This is a genomic window from Branchiibius hedensis (assembly GCF_900108585.1).
Lineage (GTDB): Bacteria > Actinomycetota > Actinomycetes > Actinomycetales > Dermatophilaceae > Branchiibius > Branchiibius hedensis.
The window spans coordinates 87,119-100,230 of sequence record NZ_UESZ01000001.1 but is presented as its reverse complement, the minus strand read 5'-3'; the positions used below and the strand labels follow the sequence as shown (position 1 = coordinate 100,230).

The following is a 13,112-nucleotide window of genomic DNA, read 5'->3' as shown; positions in this document are numbered from 1 at the left end:
GCCCGGGTCGCCGGGTCCGGATCCCACGAAAGCCACGGTGGCGGGGGTGCTCTTCACGATCGTTGCTCCACTGCATCAGATTGGACGAGTTGGGGGTGTTCTGTGTCGCTGTTCGGGGCGCCGCCGGAGGTCGCGTCCGGCGGCTCGGCTGGTGGACGTCCGTCTGGCGGTGGTGACATCACCTCGGCCGCACCGTCCTCGAGCAGGGTGCGGGCCAGTTGCTGACCGACCGCGGCGGGGTCGTCGATGGGACCGGTCGTGGAGCGGCGCAACTCGAAGGTGCCGTCCTGCGTCCCGACGAAGGCGCGCACGGACAACAGCAGGGAGCCGTCGGCTTCTTCGACCACTTCGGCCAGAGCACCGACGGGAGCGGCGCAACCGGCTTCCAACGTCGCCAGCAGCGCGCGCTCGGCGGTCACGGCGGCGCGGGTGTCGGGATCGTCCAGGACGGCGACGGCGGCCAGCACGGCGTCGTTATCCGAGCGGACCTCGACCGCGAGCGCGCCCTGACCGGGAGCGGGCAGCATCTGCAACGGATCGATCGCTTCGGTGATCTCATCGGTGCGCCCCAGCCGTTGCAAGCCTGCCCGGGCCAGCACAACGGCATCGAGTTCACCGCTGGTGACCTTCCCGATCCGGGTGTCGACGTTGCCGCGGATGCCGACCGTTTCGACCCCGAGCCCGAGGGCCGCGAGTTGAGCGACGCGCCGTGGCGACCCGGTGCCGATCCGTGCGCCGACCGGCAACTCCCCGAGGGTGAGGCCGTCGCGGGCGATCAACGCGTCGCGGGCATCGGCCCGAACCGGAATCGCGGCGATGGTCAGACCCTCAGTCGCAGCAACCGGCAGGTCCTTCAGCGAGTGCACCGCGAGGTCGATCTCGCCGTCCAGCAACGCTTTCCGCAGCGCCCCGGCAAATACGCCGGTGCCACCGAGGTCGGTCAACGCAGCCATCGTCACGTCGCCCTCGGTGACGACTTCCACCAGGGTGACCTCGTGGCCGAGGTCGCGCAGCGCATCGGCGACCAATCCCGACTGGGTGGTAGCGAGGGTGGAACGGCGGGTGCCCAGACGTAGCTGCATCAGGATCCCTCCACCACTCCGGGCGGCGGAAGGGCGCTCACCCGGGTCTCGTGCGGGTCGAGATCGAACAACGCGCGCAGCAAAGCGGTGTAGTCCTGCCCGGACTCATCGGCCGCCAGTTCCTTCATCCGGACCGTGGGGGTGTGCAGGATCTTCTCCACCACCCGGTGCAGCGTCTGCCGCACAGCGGCGTCGTCGTGCTCGCCGAGATCGGTGCGCTGACGAAGGCGAGACATCTCGGCGTCGATCACGGCCTCGGCGCGCTCGCGGAGTGCGGCGACGGTCGGGCCGACGGCGGCCGCCTTACGGGCCGTGAGGAATTCGGCTGTTTCGGCGGTGACCAGGTCGCGGACGACCCGCAACTGCTCCTTCTCGGCATGCGAGCTGAGCGTCAGACCGGACAACTCGTCCAGTGACAGCAGCGTCGTGATCTCACCGGCCCGCGGGTCGATGTCCCGCGGCAGCGCCAGGTCGATCCAGACGCGCGGTTGACGGTCGGCCTGCACCCGGCGTACGTCGGCCTCGGAGATCACGTGCCCGACCGCACCGGTGCACGACACGATCACGTCCGCCGCGCTCAGCGCCAGCGGCAGATCGTCCCAGCCGTACGACGTACCTCCGGTGGCGGTCGCCAGGCGCTCACCCCGCTCCAACGTCCGATTGACGATGCTGACCTCGAGGCCCGCCCGAGCCAGGGTGTGGGCGGCCAATCCGCTCATCGCACCCGCACCGACCACGACCCCGCGCAAGCCAGCCAGATCACCCAGGCGAAGCTGGGTCTCTTCGAGCGCTCGCTCGATGAGTGACCTACTGACAGAGTCGATCTCGGTCTCGGAGTGCACCCGCTTGCCGACGCGCAGAGCACGCTGGACCAGCGCGGACAGGGCCGGACCGGTCTGCGCGCTGTCCGTGCCGCTGCGCAGCGCGTCGCGCAACTGGCCCAGGATCTGACTCTCGCCGACCGCGACCGAGTCCAAACCGGCGGCGACACTGAGGGTGTGGGCGACCGCACGGTCCTCGAAGTGCACGTACAGGTGATCGCGCAGTTGACCGACCGGGACACCGGACTGCTCGGCCAGGGCATCGCCGATCAAGGTGACAGCACCGTGGAAGGTGTCGACGTCGGCGTAGATCTCGATGCGGTTGCAGGTCGACAGCACCATCGCCTCGCGCAGATGCTCGGCGCCAGCCAGGCGCTCCAGCAGGCCACTGACCCCGCCCGCGTCGAGGCTGACCTGCTCGAGCAGATCCAGACTGGCGGTGCGGTGGGACAGGCCCAGCACGAGATAGCTCACGATTCCACCTCCGCGCGCTGGCCGTGGAAGGCGAGGATCTGCAACTCGGTGGCCAGGTCGACCTTGCGCACCTCGACACCGTCGGGCACCTGCACCGGGACCGGTGCGAAATTCAGGATCGAGCGAATGCCGAGCGCGACGACCTGGTCAGTCACGACCTGCGCGGAGGCCGGTGGAGTCGCCAGTACGGCGATCACCCCGTCATCGGCGACCCGACCGAACTCAGCGAAACTGATCACGGTCTTGCCGGCGATGGTCCGACCGATGATGGCCGGATCGGAATCCACCAACCAGCGCACCGAGAATCCGCGCGTCGCGAAGCCGCTGTACGCCGCGAGCGCATGCCCCAGATTGCCCATGCCGATGATGGCGACGGCCCATTCGCGGTGCAGCCCGAGTTCGCGGGAGATCTCCTCGCTGAGGTGCTCCACGTCGTACCCGACGCCGCGCACGCCGTACGAGCCGAGAAAGGAGAGGTCTTTACGCAGACCGCTGGGTCGCACCCCGACAGCCAGCGCGAGTTCCTCTGAACTGATCACCTGGATCCCGGTCGCGGCAGCGGCACGCAGGGCCCGCAGATACACCGGCAACCGGGCAACGGTCGCGCCAGGGATTCCCCTGCGGGTAGCGGGCGCGGACTGCACGGACCGACGTCTCCTCCCGTGACGGGTGGCGCATATACCAAATGCGGATCCTGAGGTCTTCAGGACCCCCTGACAATAGAACTTTGTGAACGCATGCACAAAGTCGCTTCACGATTCGAACAGTGCTATAAAACGCCCTGCGTGCCTACGGGGCGAGCGCGCGACGCAGGCGGGCCTCATCGACGCGGTAGTAGTCGTGCTGCACACCGTCGACGAAAGTCACCGGGATCCACTCGCCGTACTGCGCCAGCAGGTCCGGATCGTCCAGGATCGAACGCTCGGTCCACGGCACGGCAAGGTCCTGCGCCACTCGCGCAATCACCTCTCGCGCGTCGTCGCACAGATGGCAGCCGGGCTTACCCAGGAGCAGGATCTCGTGGGTCACCAGAAGAGGTTGTCGCGCTCGGCCAGCAACGCGTACAGCGACTGCTGGATGGTCTCGCGCACCTGGTCGGAGATCTCGAAGACGACCGCGGGATCGTCGGCGTCGCTGGCTTCGTAGCCGTCCAGCACGATGGGTGCGCCGAATTCGATGGTCCACTTCGTCGGCAACGGGATCGCACCGAACAGGCCGAACCAGGGGAAGAACGGCGTGACCGGGAAGTACGGGAAGCCCAACAACCGGGCCAGCGGTTTGATGTCGGCGATCTTGGGGTAGATCTCCTCGGCACCGACGATCGCGCACGGCACGATCGGCGTCCCCGACCGCAGCGCGGCCGTGACGTAGCCGCCGCGACCGAACCGCTGCAGCTGGTAGCGCTGCGCGAACGGTTTGCCGACCCCTTTGAAACCCTCGGGGTAGACCGCGACCAGGTGGCCGTCGGCGAGCAGGTGCTCAGCGTCGTACGGGTTGGCCATGGTGGCCCCCGACTGACGGGCGACCACGCCCAGCAGGGGCGAGGCGAACACCAGGTCCGCAGCGAGCAACCGCAGATGACGACCCGTCGTGTCGAAGACGCCGACCTGCGCCATCAACCCGTCGATGGGGATCGTGCCGGAGTGGTTGGCAACGATCAACGCACCCTCGTCGGTCGGCAGATGGTGTGCCCCGCGCACCTCGACCCGGAACCAGTGTTGGAACATCGGCCGCAGGATTGGAAGCCAGATGTTCTCGGTGAAGTCTTCATCGAAACCGAAGTCGTCGACGTCGTACTCGCCACGCAGCCGTCGACTGAAATAGCCGCGCAGATCGCTCAGCCGGCCCTCCAACTCACCGAGCAGATCCCCGACCGATGGCAGTTTGGGCGCGGGGTGGACATCCGTTTCGGGTACGACGTGCAGGGCCGGCCGCTGGCCACCCCGCCGATCGCGCGAGGTCGGCTGGTGCTCACTCATGACGGTCCGTCCAGTTCGCGGTGGGCCCGGCCAGGGCCGGGATCGGGGAATATCGCTGCTCGAACGTGGCCCGGGTGGTGTAGCGCGGCTCGAACTTGAGCACTTCCCGCATCTTGGTCGTGTCCAACGCCCGCCCGTAGGACAGGAAGTCGGTTTCGTTCGCGTCAAAACCCGGCATCCAGGTGCGCTGGATCAACGGTCCGAGCAGACCCAGTGATTCACGCAGCGCCGGAACCACCGGTCGATGCGCGATCCGGGCGGCCTGCCGAAGGGTGAGGATCCCGTCCCCGGCGACGTTGAAAGTCCCGGTGGGGGCATCCGGTTTGGCCGCCAGGCGCAATGCCTCGAGTGCGTCGTCCAGGTGCAACAGTTGGAAGCGGCCGTCGTATCCGAACGGCACGGGAAGCACGGGGGTGTCGAAGTAGTCGGTGAGGGCCGTGTGCAGACCCGGTCCCATGACGTTGGCCATCCGCAGCATCACGACGCTGACCCCGGGACGGCGACGCGCGAACCCGCGCACGTACCCCTCGACCTCGACGGAGTCGCGAGCAAAGCCACGGGTGCTCGCGGGGGTGGCGGTCGATTGCTCGGTGAATCGGGCGGGATCCCGTTTGGATGCGCCGTAGACCGCCCCGGAGGACTTCACGACGAGCCGACGGACCGACGTCGCGTTCTGACAGGCCGCCAGCAGTTGCATGGTGCCGACGACGTTGATGTCCTTCTGCCGGCTGCGGTTGCCCGCCAGTCGTGAGGAGGTGATGACCCCGAGGTGCAGGACGGTGTCGACTTCTTCCTGATCGATGATCCGCGAGATCACCGGGTTGCGGATGTCGGCGCGGACGAATTGCGCCCGACCCAGGTCGTGCGGCGGCGCCACGGTGTCGACGGCGAGGATGCGATCGATATCCGGATCGAGGCTGAGCCGGCGACACATCGCGCCGCCGACCACGCGGGCGACGCCGGTCACCAGCAGCGTTCGCGTCATCGCCATCTCCTGCACTGGACTGGGTAGGAGCCGTAAGTCTAGCCAGCCACGCGGATTGCGCCATGGGTTCGCAGAGTTGCCAGATCGGCGTACCCGTTCAGGCCCATGGTCAGGTCGGCTTCGGCGAGCAAACAGCGCAGCGTGTGCACGATCGCCTCGGTGCCACCCAGGCTCGCGGACAGGGCGTACGGGCGGCCGATCCCGACGGCGGCCGCACCCAGCGCGAGGGCCTTGACGACGTCCACGCCGGATCGGATCCCGGAGTCGAACAGGACCGGCAGATCGCCGGCGGCTTCGATGACGGCGGGCAGGAAATCCAGTGCAGGGGCCGAACCCGCTTGTCGCCCGCCGTGATTGGAGCAGTAGATGCCATCGACGCCGTAGTCCCGTGCTCGGCGTACGTCCTCGGCCGCGCAGATCCCCTTCAGCACCAACGGTAGGTCGGTCAACCCGCGTAGCCAGGTGAGGTCATCCCAGGTGAGCGCGGGATTGCCGAAGAGCCCGGCCCAGGTGGCAGCGATCGCCGTGTCGTCGGCGCCCTGCGGCAGCAGGGCCTGGAAGACCGGATCGCTGGCGTAGTTGGCCAGGCAGGCGCCGCCCAGTTGCGGGAAGGTGCCGTAGGCCAGATCCCGGGGCCGGTAACCGAGCGCCCAGGTGTCGAGCGTGACCACGATCGCGCGGTAGCCGGCCGCCTCGGCACGGTGTACGAAACTCTCCGCGAGGTCGCGGTTGTTCGGCGTGTAGAGCTGGAAGAAGGCGGGGGTGTCGCCGCTGTGCGCGATGACGTCCTCCATCGGGTCCTGCATCAGGGTCGACCCGATGAAGGGCACCCCGGTCTGCGCGGCGGCGCGGGCCGCGGCCTGATCGCCGTGCCCGTCCGGGGTGCAGACGCCGATGATGCCGACCGGAGCCATCAGCAACGGCGACGGCAACTCGATCCCCCACAGGGTGACCGACAGATCCCGCTGGGCTGCTCCGGACAGCATCCGCGGAGTCAGGCCGTAGCGGCTGAACGCGGCGACGTTGGCGTCCTGGGTGCCTTCGTCGCCTGCTCCGCCGGCGACGTAGTCCCACAGCGCCGGAGTCAGGGCCTGTTGCGCGCGCTCGGCGAGCCCGGCGTAGCTGAACGGCAGGTCCGGCGGCGCCTCACCGGTGAAGGAGGAGAGATAGACACCGAACTGGAAGTCGCCGAAGTTGCCCATACCCGCAGACTAAAGACAACAGGGCCCACCCGATGCGATCGGGGAGCCCTGATGAATGCGGTGACGCAGTTACTTCTTGTTGCGACGCTGGTGACGGGTCTTGCGCAGCAGTTTGCGGTGCTTCTTCTTGGCCATGCGCTTGCGGCGCTTCTTGATGACAGAACCCATAGTGCCTACAACGTCCTTCGTGTGACTGCGGAAATACTGCGAGGAAAACTTCGGCCGAGTCTACGGCATTGCCCCGGATGGAGCAGAATCAGGCAGTTCCCATGTAGGACTGGCGCAGATACTCGTCGACGGCATGCGCCGGTACCCGGAACGATCGGCCCACCCGGACAGCGGGCAGTTCACCGGAGTGCACCAGGCGGTAGACCGTCATCTTGGAGACACGCATGATGGCGGCGACCTCGGCGACCGTCATGAAGTCGTCATGCCGCTCCTGCGCCATGCTCTCTCCTCTTGTCAGCGCGACACGCTGCCGCGAACCCATGAACACGAGAACATGCACACGGCGGACGCTTGTGACTGCTGTGACGGACGTGCTCTCTGGGGAGCACGATAGTGGAGATACACCCCGACTGGGAACACATTCCGCGGCTAGGATCCAGCCGACACGCCGTGCGGCGATCCACTAGTCGAACCAGATGTCCAGTCCGAGGTGGGGAAAGACCGCTTCGCGGGTGGCGAGGACGGCGTGATCGAGCGGATCCTCCGGGTTGACCCCGACATTCCAGGACCGCCACCACACCCGGTCCCCTTCGGCGACACCATCGCCCATCACGGTCGGCCCCTGGCGATCGGTCACCTGATGCACGTAGTCGAGCCACCCCTGCGGCACGGCTGTATCCAATGGGATGCGCTGGTGGGCGGCGATCGCCGTCAAATGGGTCCAGGCCCGCGGCACCACGTCGACCAGTTCGTATCCGCCACCGCCGAGGGCGACCCACCGCCCACCAGTCACCTCATGTGCGAGGTCATGGATCGTCTCGTACGCCGTGCGCTGGGCGTCGACGGTCAACGCGAAGTGAGCGAGCGGGTCGGCATAGTGCGAATCGCACCCTTGCTGGCTGATCAGGACGTCCGGTTCGAAGGCGGCCACGACCTGCGGGATCACCGCGTGCATCGCCCGCAACCAGGCCGAGTCCCCCGTCCCGGGGGGCAGCGAAATGTTCACCGCGGTGCCCTGCGCATCGGGGCCGCCGACGTCCAGCGCGAACCCGGTTCCGGGGAAGAGCACCCGGCCGGTTTCGTGGATCGACACGGTGAGCACCCGCGGATCGTTCCAGAAGATGCGTTCGACCCCGTCGCCGTGGTGCACGTCGAGATCGACGTAGGCGACCTTCTTGGCGCCGTGCTCCAGCAGCCAGTGGATACCGAGCGCCGCGTCGTTGTAGATGCAGAACCCGGAGGCCCGGTCGGCCATCGCGTGGTGCAGTCCGCCGCAGAAGTTGACCGCGTGCTCGGTGACCCCGGTCCAGACCCGTTCGCAGGCGTTCACCGTGCCGGCTGCGATGAGGGTCGAGATCTCGTGCATCCCACGGAAGGCGGGGTCGTCCTCGGTGCCCAGGCCGCGCCGTACGTCGGCTGCGGCGGGATCGGCACTGGCCGCACGCACTGCCTCCACGTACCCCGGATCGTGCACCCAGGTCAGGAATTCGTCACTGCCACCAGGCAGTTCGGGTTCGACGATGCGAGCGTGATCCAACACGCCCAGGGCATCGCAGAGCCGACGGGTCAAGTCCAGCCGGACCGGATTCATGGGGTGCTGCGCGCCGAAGTCGTACCCGAGTAGCCGGTCGCTCCAGGTGACGTCGACCTTGGTCATGCTGGTTACTCGTTGACCGGGTCGTGCAACGAGTAGATCATTCGCATCTCTTCGTCCTCGTCACCACCGCCGACCCGCATCGGCCGGCGGGCGTCGGTCGGGCGGAAGCCGAAGCTGCTGGCGAACGCCACACCCCGACCGTTGTCGGTGCCGACCCAGTAGGCCAGGAATCCGAAGCCGTCGTCGCCGGCCTGGCGGGCACCGGCCTTGACCAGCTGCCAGGCGACACCACTACCGCGCTGCTGCGGCACGACCCACAACCCGAAGAGTTCGGTGGTCCGGTCGTCGGTGTCCGGGCGGCTGCCGACCGACACCACACCGACGGTCTCGCCGTCTTTCTCGGCGAGCAAGCGACGGGACCGGTTCATGCGATCACGCCACTCGGATTCGTCCAGCTTCTCTTCGTCTTCGTACGACGCGGCGAACGCGTCGGGCGAGTCCTGCAGCGCATCCAGGCGAGCCTGCCGGTACGTCTGCCAGTCCTCTTCGAGCAGGAGGCGTACGACGATGTCACTCATGGGTCCACTGTCCCATGCCGGGATGAGGCTGTGGTCACTGCCCGGACAGCTCTTGTGAACGTCGAGCCGCCGCACGCATCGCCGCAGCCACGTCGGCCCGCACGGCCCCGGCATCCAGCGCCGCGATCGCTGCGGCCGTGGTGCCGCCCGGTGAGGTGACCCGCTCCCGCAACAAGGTGGGATGGGCGTCGTCCTGCGCCAACAGACCGGCCGCGCCGCGCAACGTCTGGGCGACCAGTTGCGTTGCCGTTGGTCGGGGTACGCCGAGCCCTACCCCCGCGTCGACCATCGCCTCGGCGAGGTAGAACAGGTACGCCGGTCCGCTACCGCTGATGGCAGTGACGGCGTCCTGCAGCGACTCGGGCACGGTGACCACCTCGCCGGCACCGGCCAACAACTTCTCCGCGACCTCCAGAGCGCTGTCGCCGGCGCGGGAGCCAGCGCTGATCGCGGTGACCCCCTCGCCGATCAGCGCGGGCGTGTTCGGCATCGCTCGGACGACGGCGACGTTCGGTCCGAGCCCGTCCTCCAGGGTCGCGGTGGTCACGCCGGCGGCCACACTCACCACGACGGCGCCTGCGGACAGACCGGGTGCGATCTGCTGCACCGCCTCGGGCAGGTACTGGGGTTTGACGGCCAGCAACACCAGGTCGGCGCCTTCGACTGCCTCGGCGGTCGGTGCTGCGGTCGCGTCGTACTGCTGGGCCACCTGCTCCGCCCGCCCCGGGGCGGCGTCGGCGACCACCACGTCGTCGAAGCCTGCTCGTCGGGCGCCGGCCAGCAACGCCTCGCCCATCACACCGACACCGATGACTGCTAAGCGACCCATGCCGAGGAACGCTAGCTGATCCGGCTGATCTCCACGGTGAGGAACATCTTGCTGCCGGGCGCTCCGGTGAAGATGCCCCGCAACGGGGCCACGTCGTCGTAGTCGCGACCGTGCGCCACCTCGATGAAGAAGTCGTCCGGGGTCTGCCGGCGAGCTGGGTCGTAGGCGATCCACTCCCGGTCGTACCACTCGATCCACGCGTGCGACGAGCCGATGATCGTCTCGCCGATCTCGGTGTTCTGGTCCGGCAACACATATCCGGTCACATACCGCGCCGGGATGTTCTCCGAGCGCAGGGCCGCAAGCACGAGGTGCGCGATGTCCTGACACCCGCCGTACGTCGCCTGCCATGCCTCGGCTGCTGTCGGCAGCGCGCTGGTGCGGCCCGTGACGTAGTCCACCCTGTCGGTCACCAGGGCGAAGACGCCCTGCACGAACTCGGCCGGTGTGCCGCTGCCGGCCCGGACCTCGGCGACCGCAGCCAGGAAGTCCGGCCCGGACTCGGTGCGCTCGCTGCCGTGCAGCAACTCGTCGAATTCGTCGCGGATCGCGTCGGCGGCGTAGTCCTGCCAGGTCATGCCCGCACCCTCGACCGGCTTGCGGTCGACAGTGACCGTGCTGATGGAGACCACCTTGAGCTCCTCGTGCGGTTCGTGGACCTCGAAGGAGGTGACCGCCGTACCCCAGTAGTCGATCCAGCTCGCCGACCACGGGGTCGGTGTGACCTCCAGTCGGGTGTGCAGGATGGTCTGCGCGGAGTTCGCGCGCGGAGCCAGCCGGGCCTCGTTGTACGACGCGACGGCCGGTCCGTTGTAGGTGTAACCGGTGCGGTGCACCAGCCGCAGAGTCCTGCTCACAGCGCTCCTCCCAACCATTCGGGTGCGGCAGCACCCTCGAAGTAGCGCTTGGCCACTGCATCGGTGGCATCGGCGCAGACCAGCTTCAACGTGTCGATCTCACCGGGCAGGTCCGAGAGCAGATCGGTGAGCGACAAGAACTCCAGGCGGGCCTGCGCCTGGCCGATGATGCGCGCGGCGTCACTACCGAAGCCGATGCGACGCTGCCTGGGGTCCAGGATCTCCAGACACGCCGCCGCCTGATTCAGCCCGTAGGTGATCGACCGCGGGAACGCGCGGTCGAGCAACAGGAATTCGGCTGCGGCGCGGGGCGATTCGATGGCGCGGTAGGTACGGGTGAATGCGTGATGCGCACCGCACGCCCGCAGGGTCAACTGCCAGGACGCAGCCGAGCCCGCCGAGTACGTCGTGGTCAGGATCAACCGGGACGTCATGTCGACGCGCTCGATGTAGCGCCCGAGCACGGTGAACTGCCAGCCGTCGTCGTGGCTCTGGGTGTGGTCCATCAGCGCCGAGATCATGTTGGCGCGCTCACGGGCGGTGCGGAACGCGTCGGCTGGGCGCATCCGGGCCCAACCACCGCCGGCCATCGCGTTGTACGTGGTGTTGATCGCCTCCCACACCTCGGTGGAGACGACCTCACGGGAGCGTCGAGCGTTCTCGCGGGTCGTTTCCACCGCGTACGAGATGGACGCCGGACTGCTCTGGTCGGTGAGCAACTGCTCCAGGATGACGTTCTGGTTGACCGGACCGTCGTATTCGATGCCCATGGCGGCCAGCACCGACCGGCAGGTCGCCTCCTGATCGATCGTGGGGTCCTCGACCAGTGTCTGCAGATAGACGTCCAGGATGCGCGCGGTGCATTCGATGCGCTCGATGTAGCGGCCGATCCAGAACAGCGACTCCGCGATGCGGCTCAGCATCAGTCCAGCCCCCCCATCGTCTGGGTCATCGAACCCATCGTCTGCGTCATGGGTGCCATCCGCTTCTCGCGCGCACGCAACGCCGGATGCAGCACCGATCCGCTTCTGGCCGCGGTGGGTTCGGGTGCTTCCTCCCCGACATCACCGGCCAGCACCCAGGTGTCCTTGGAGCCGCCGCCCTGGCTGGAGTTGACGATCAACTCCCCCTCGGGCAGCGCGACCCGGGTCAGACCGCCGGGCAGGACCCAGATCTTCTCGCCGTCGTTGATCGCGAACGGCCGCAGATCGACGTGCCGGGGCGCCATGTCGTTGTCGATCAGGGTCGGGACCGTCGACAGTTGCACCACCGGCTGGGCGATCCAGCCGCGGGGGTCGGCCAGCAGCCGCGCCCGCAACTCCTCCAACTGGGCGGCAGTCGCGTTGGGGCCGATGACGATGCCCTTGCCGCCGGCGCCGTCGACCGGCTTGACGACCAGTTCGTCGAGGCGGGGCAGCACCTCGGCGCGATGGGCCGGATCCTCCATCCGCCAGGTGTCGACGTTCTTCAGGATCGGTTCCTGCCCGAGGTAGTAGCGGATCAGGTCTGGCACGTAGGTGTAGACGAGCTTGTCGTCGGCCACTCCGTTGCCGACGGCGTTGGCGACCGTCACGTTGCCGGCCCGGGCCGCGTTCAGCAGACCAGGGACGCCGAGGACCGAATCCCGTTTGAAATAGACCGGATCGATGAATTCATCGTCCACCCGCCGGTAGATCACGTCGACCGGGTGCAGTCCGTGCGTCGTACGCACATGGACCCGGCCGTTCTGGGCGACCAGGTCGCTACCCTCCACCAATCGGACACCCATCAGGCGCGCGAGCAGGGCGTGCTCGAAGTACGCCGAGTTGTAGGCCCCCGGGGTGAGCACGACGACCGTAGGGTCGCTGACGCCGCTTGGTGCGCAATTACGCAGCGCGGCAAGCAGTTTCGCTGGGTATTGCGACACGGGGCGGATGCGGTGGTGAGCGAAGACCTCCGGTAGTGCCGCGGACATCGCACGCCGGTTGGTCATGACGTACGAGACGCCGGACGGGATACGGACGTTGTCCTCCAGCACCCGGAAGTCGCCGTTGGCGTCCCGGATCAGGTCGATCCCCGCGACGTGCACGCGGACCTTGCCCGGGGGCTGAATGCCTTTGGCGACGCGCAGGAAGTGCGGACTGCTGGTCACGACCCGGCGGGGAATGACGCCGTCGAGGAAGACCTGGCCCTCACCGTAGATGTCGGCCAGGAAAGCCTCCAGGGCGCGAACCCGTTGGGCGACACCGGCCTCCACGCTGGACCAGGTGGCGCCGTCGATCAGCCGCGGCACGATGTCCAGAGGGAACGGTCGCTCCTCGCCGCCGATGTCGAAGGTGACGCCCTGGTCGATGTAGGACTTGGACAGGTGGTCGGCGCGCAGACGTAATTCCTGGGGCGTCAACCGGGCAATCTGCCGTTGGACGCCGCGGTACTCCTCGCGGACCTCCGAACCGTCGAACATCTCATCGAACGTCGCGGGACGACACTGATAGTCCTCGAACGATTGCTTCACGAGTCGAACTTAGCCAATCCGTGTTTCTAGCGGGTTGCCTGGCGAT

At 67.7% G+C, this 13,112-nt stretch carries 15 protein-coding genes; all 15 read right to left on the bottom strand.

Annotated features, from left to right (window positions below; all coding sequences use genetic code 11):
* Positions 1–53 precede the first annotated feature (53 nt).
* The 15 genes from hemC to DR843_RS00485 all read right to left on the bottom strand — a co-directional run bounded on the left by hemC (position 54) and on the right by DR843_RS00485 (position 13,015).
* A complete protein-coding gene (gene hemC / locus DR843_RS00555) occupies positions 54–1,082 on the bottom strand; it encodes a hydroxymethylbilane synthase (protein WP_109683623.1) in 1,029 nt (342 codons plus the stop codon).
* Entirely contained in the window at positions 1,082–2,377 is a 1,296-nt protein-coding gene (locus tag DR843_RS00550) for a glutamyl-tRNA reductase (protein ID WP_109683622.1), read from the bottom strand. Before DR843_RS00550 ends, hemC begins: the two co-directional genes overlap by 1 nt.
* On the bottom strand, positions 2,374–3,021 hold the full coding sequence (locus DR843_RS00545; protein ID WP_109683621.1) for a redox-sensing transcriptional repressor Rex: 648 nt from the start codon (positions 3,019–3,021) through the stop codon (positions 2,374–2,376). The genes DR843_RS00550 and DR843_RS00545 overlap by 4 nt, the downstream gene beginning before the upstream one ends.
* A gap of 145 nt (positions 3,022–3,166) precedes the next feature.
* Complete coding sequence (locus tag DR843_RS00540; protein ID WP_109683620.1) at positions 3,167–3,406, bottom strand: glutaredoxin family protein; 240 nt, start codon at positions 3,404–3,406, stop codon at positions 3,167–3,169.
* The gene (locus DR843_RS00535) at positions 3,403–4,356 is read right to left on the bottom strand and encodes a lysophospholipid acyltransferase family protein (RefSeq protein ID WP_109683619.1); all 954 of its coding nucleotides are present in this window, start codon (positions 4,354–4,356) and stop codon (positions 3,403–3,405) included. The genes DR843_RS00540 and DR843_RS00535 overlap by 4 nt, the downstream gene beginning before the upstream one ends.
* The gene (locus DR843_RS00530) at positions 4,349–5,341 is read right to left on the bottom strand and encodes an NAD-dependent epimerase/dehydratase family protein (protein WP_245933924.1); all 993 of its coding nucleotides are present in this window, start codon (positions 5,339–5,341) and stop codon (positions 4,349–4,351) included. Before DR843_RS00530 ends, DR843_RS00535 begins: the two co-directional genes overlap by 8 nt.
* Positions 5,342–5,379: 38 nt before the next feature.
* Complete coding sequence (locus DR843_RS00525) at positions 5,380–6,543, bottom strand: alpha-hydroxy-acid oxidizing protein (protein WP_109683617.1); 1,164 nt, start codon at positions 6,541–6,543, stop codon at positions 5,380–5,382.
* 69 nt (positions 6,544–6,612) lie between these two features.
* A complete protein-coding gene (locus DR843_RS00520; RefSeq protein WP_003792170.1) occupies positions 6,613–6,711 on the bottom strand; it encodes a 30S ribosomal protein bS22 in 99 nt (32 codons plus the stop codon).
* A gap of 88 nt (positions 6,712–6,799) precedes the next feature.
* A complete protein-coding gene (locus tag DR843_RS00515; RefSeq protein ID WP_109683616.1) occupies positions 6,800–6,991 on the bottom strand; it encodes a helix-turn-helix domain-containing protein in 192 nt (63 codons plus the stop codon).
* A gap of 183 nt (positions 6,992–7,174) precedes the next feature.
* Positions 7,175–8,368 carry an acetoin utilization protein AcuC gene (locus DR843_RS00510; protein ID WP_245933923.1) on the bottom strand — a complete coding sequence of 398 codons (1,194 nt, stop codon included), beginning with the start codon at positions 8,366–8,368 and terminating at the stop codon, positions 7,175–7,177.
* A 5-nt stretch (positions 8,369–8,373) separates the two neighbouring features.
* Positions 8,374–8,886, bottom strand: a complete 513-nt coding sequence (locus DR843_RS00505; protein ID WP_109683615.1) for a GNAT family N-acetyltransferase — start codon at positions 8,884–8,886, stop codon at positions 8,374–8,376.
* 34 nt (positions 8,887–8,920) lie between these two features.
* Complete coding sequence (gene proC, locus DR843_RS00500; RefSeq protein WP_109683614.1) at positions 8,921–9,715, bottom strand: pyrroline-5-carboxylate reductase; 795 nt, start codon at positions 9,713–9,715, stop codon at positions 8,921–8,923.
* An 11-nt stretch (positions 9,716–9,726) separates the two neighbouring features.
* A complete protein-coding gene (locus DR843_RS00495; protein ID WP_170119705.1) occupies positions 9,727–10,572 on the bottom strand; it encodes a transglutaminase family protein in 846 nt (281 codons plus the stop codon).
* On the bottom strand, positions 10,569–11,495 hold the full coding sequence (locus tag DR843_RS00490; RefSeq protein WP_109683612.1) for an alpha-E domain-containing protein: 927 nt from the start codon (positions 11,493–11,495) through the stop codon (positions 10,569–10,571). The genes DR843_RS00495 and DR843_RS00490 overlap by 4 nt, the downstream gene beginning before the upstream one ends.
* A complete protein-coding gene (locus tag DR843_RS00485) occupies positions 11,495–13,015 on the bottom strand; it encodes a circularly permuted type 2 ATP-grasp protein (protein ID WP_109688259.1) in 1,521 nt (506 codons plus the stop codon). The genes DR843_RS00490 and DR843_RS00485 overlap by 1 nt, the downstream gene beginning before the upstream one ends.
* Positions 13,016–13,112: the final 97 nt, after the last annotated feature.

Excerpts from the sequence above, each read along its gene's own strand:
- hemC (WP_109683623.1), bottom strand. The coding sequence starts at position 1,082 with ATGCAGCTACGTCTGGGCACCCGCCGTTCCACCCTCGCTACCACCCAG.
- DR843_RS00535 (WP_109683619.1), bottom strand. The coding sequence starts at position 4,356 with ATGAGTGAGCACCAGCCGACCTCGCGCGATCGGCGGGGTGGCCAGCGG.
- DR843_RS00530 (WP_245933924.1), bottom strand. The coding sequence starts at position 5,341 with ATGACGCGAACGCTGCTGGTGACCGGCGTCGCCCGCGTGGTCGGCGGC.
- DR843_RS00525 (WP_109683617.1), bottom strand. The coding sequence starts at position 6,543 with ATGGGCAACTTCGGCGACTTCCAGTTCGGTGTCTATCTCTCCTCCTTC.
- DR843_RS00520 (WP_003792170.1), bottom strand. The coding sequence starts at position 6,711 with ATGGGTTCTGTCATCAAGAAGCGCCGCAAGCGCATGGCCAAGAAGAAG.
- DR843_RS00515 (WP_109683616.1), bottom strand. The coding sequence starts at position 6,991 with ATGGCGCAGGAGCGGCATGACGACTTCATGACGGTCGCCGAGGTCGCC.
- DR843_RS00510 (WP_245933923.1), bottom strand. The coding sequence starts at position 8,368 with ATGACCAAGGTCGACGTCACCTGGAGCGACCGGCTACTCGGGTACGAC.
- DR843_RS00505 (WP_109683615.1), bottom strand. The coding sequence starts at position 8,886 with ATGAGTGACATCGTCGTACGCCTCCTGCTCGAAGAGGACTGGCAGACG.
- proC (WP_109683614.1), bottom strand. The coding sequence starts at position 9,715 with ATGGGTCGCTTAGCAGTCATCGGTGTCGGTGTGATGGGCGAGGCGTTG.
- DR843_RS00490 (WP_109683612.1), bottom strand. The coding sequence starts at position 11,495 with ATGCTGAGCCGCATCGCGGAGTCGCTGTTCTGGATCGGCCGCTACATC.
- DR843_RS00485 (WP_109688259.1), bottom strand. The coding sequence starts at position 13,015 with ATGTTCGACGGTTCGGAGGTCCGCGAGGAGTACCGCGGCGTCCAACGG.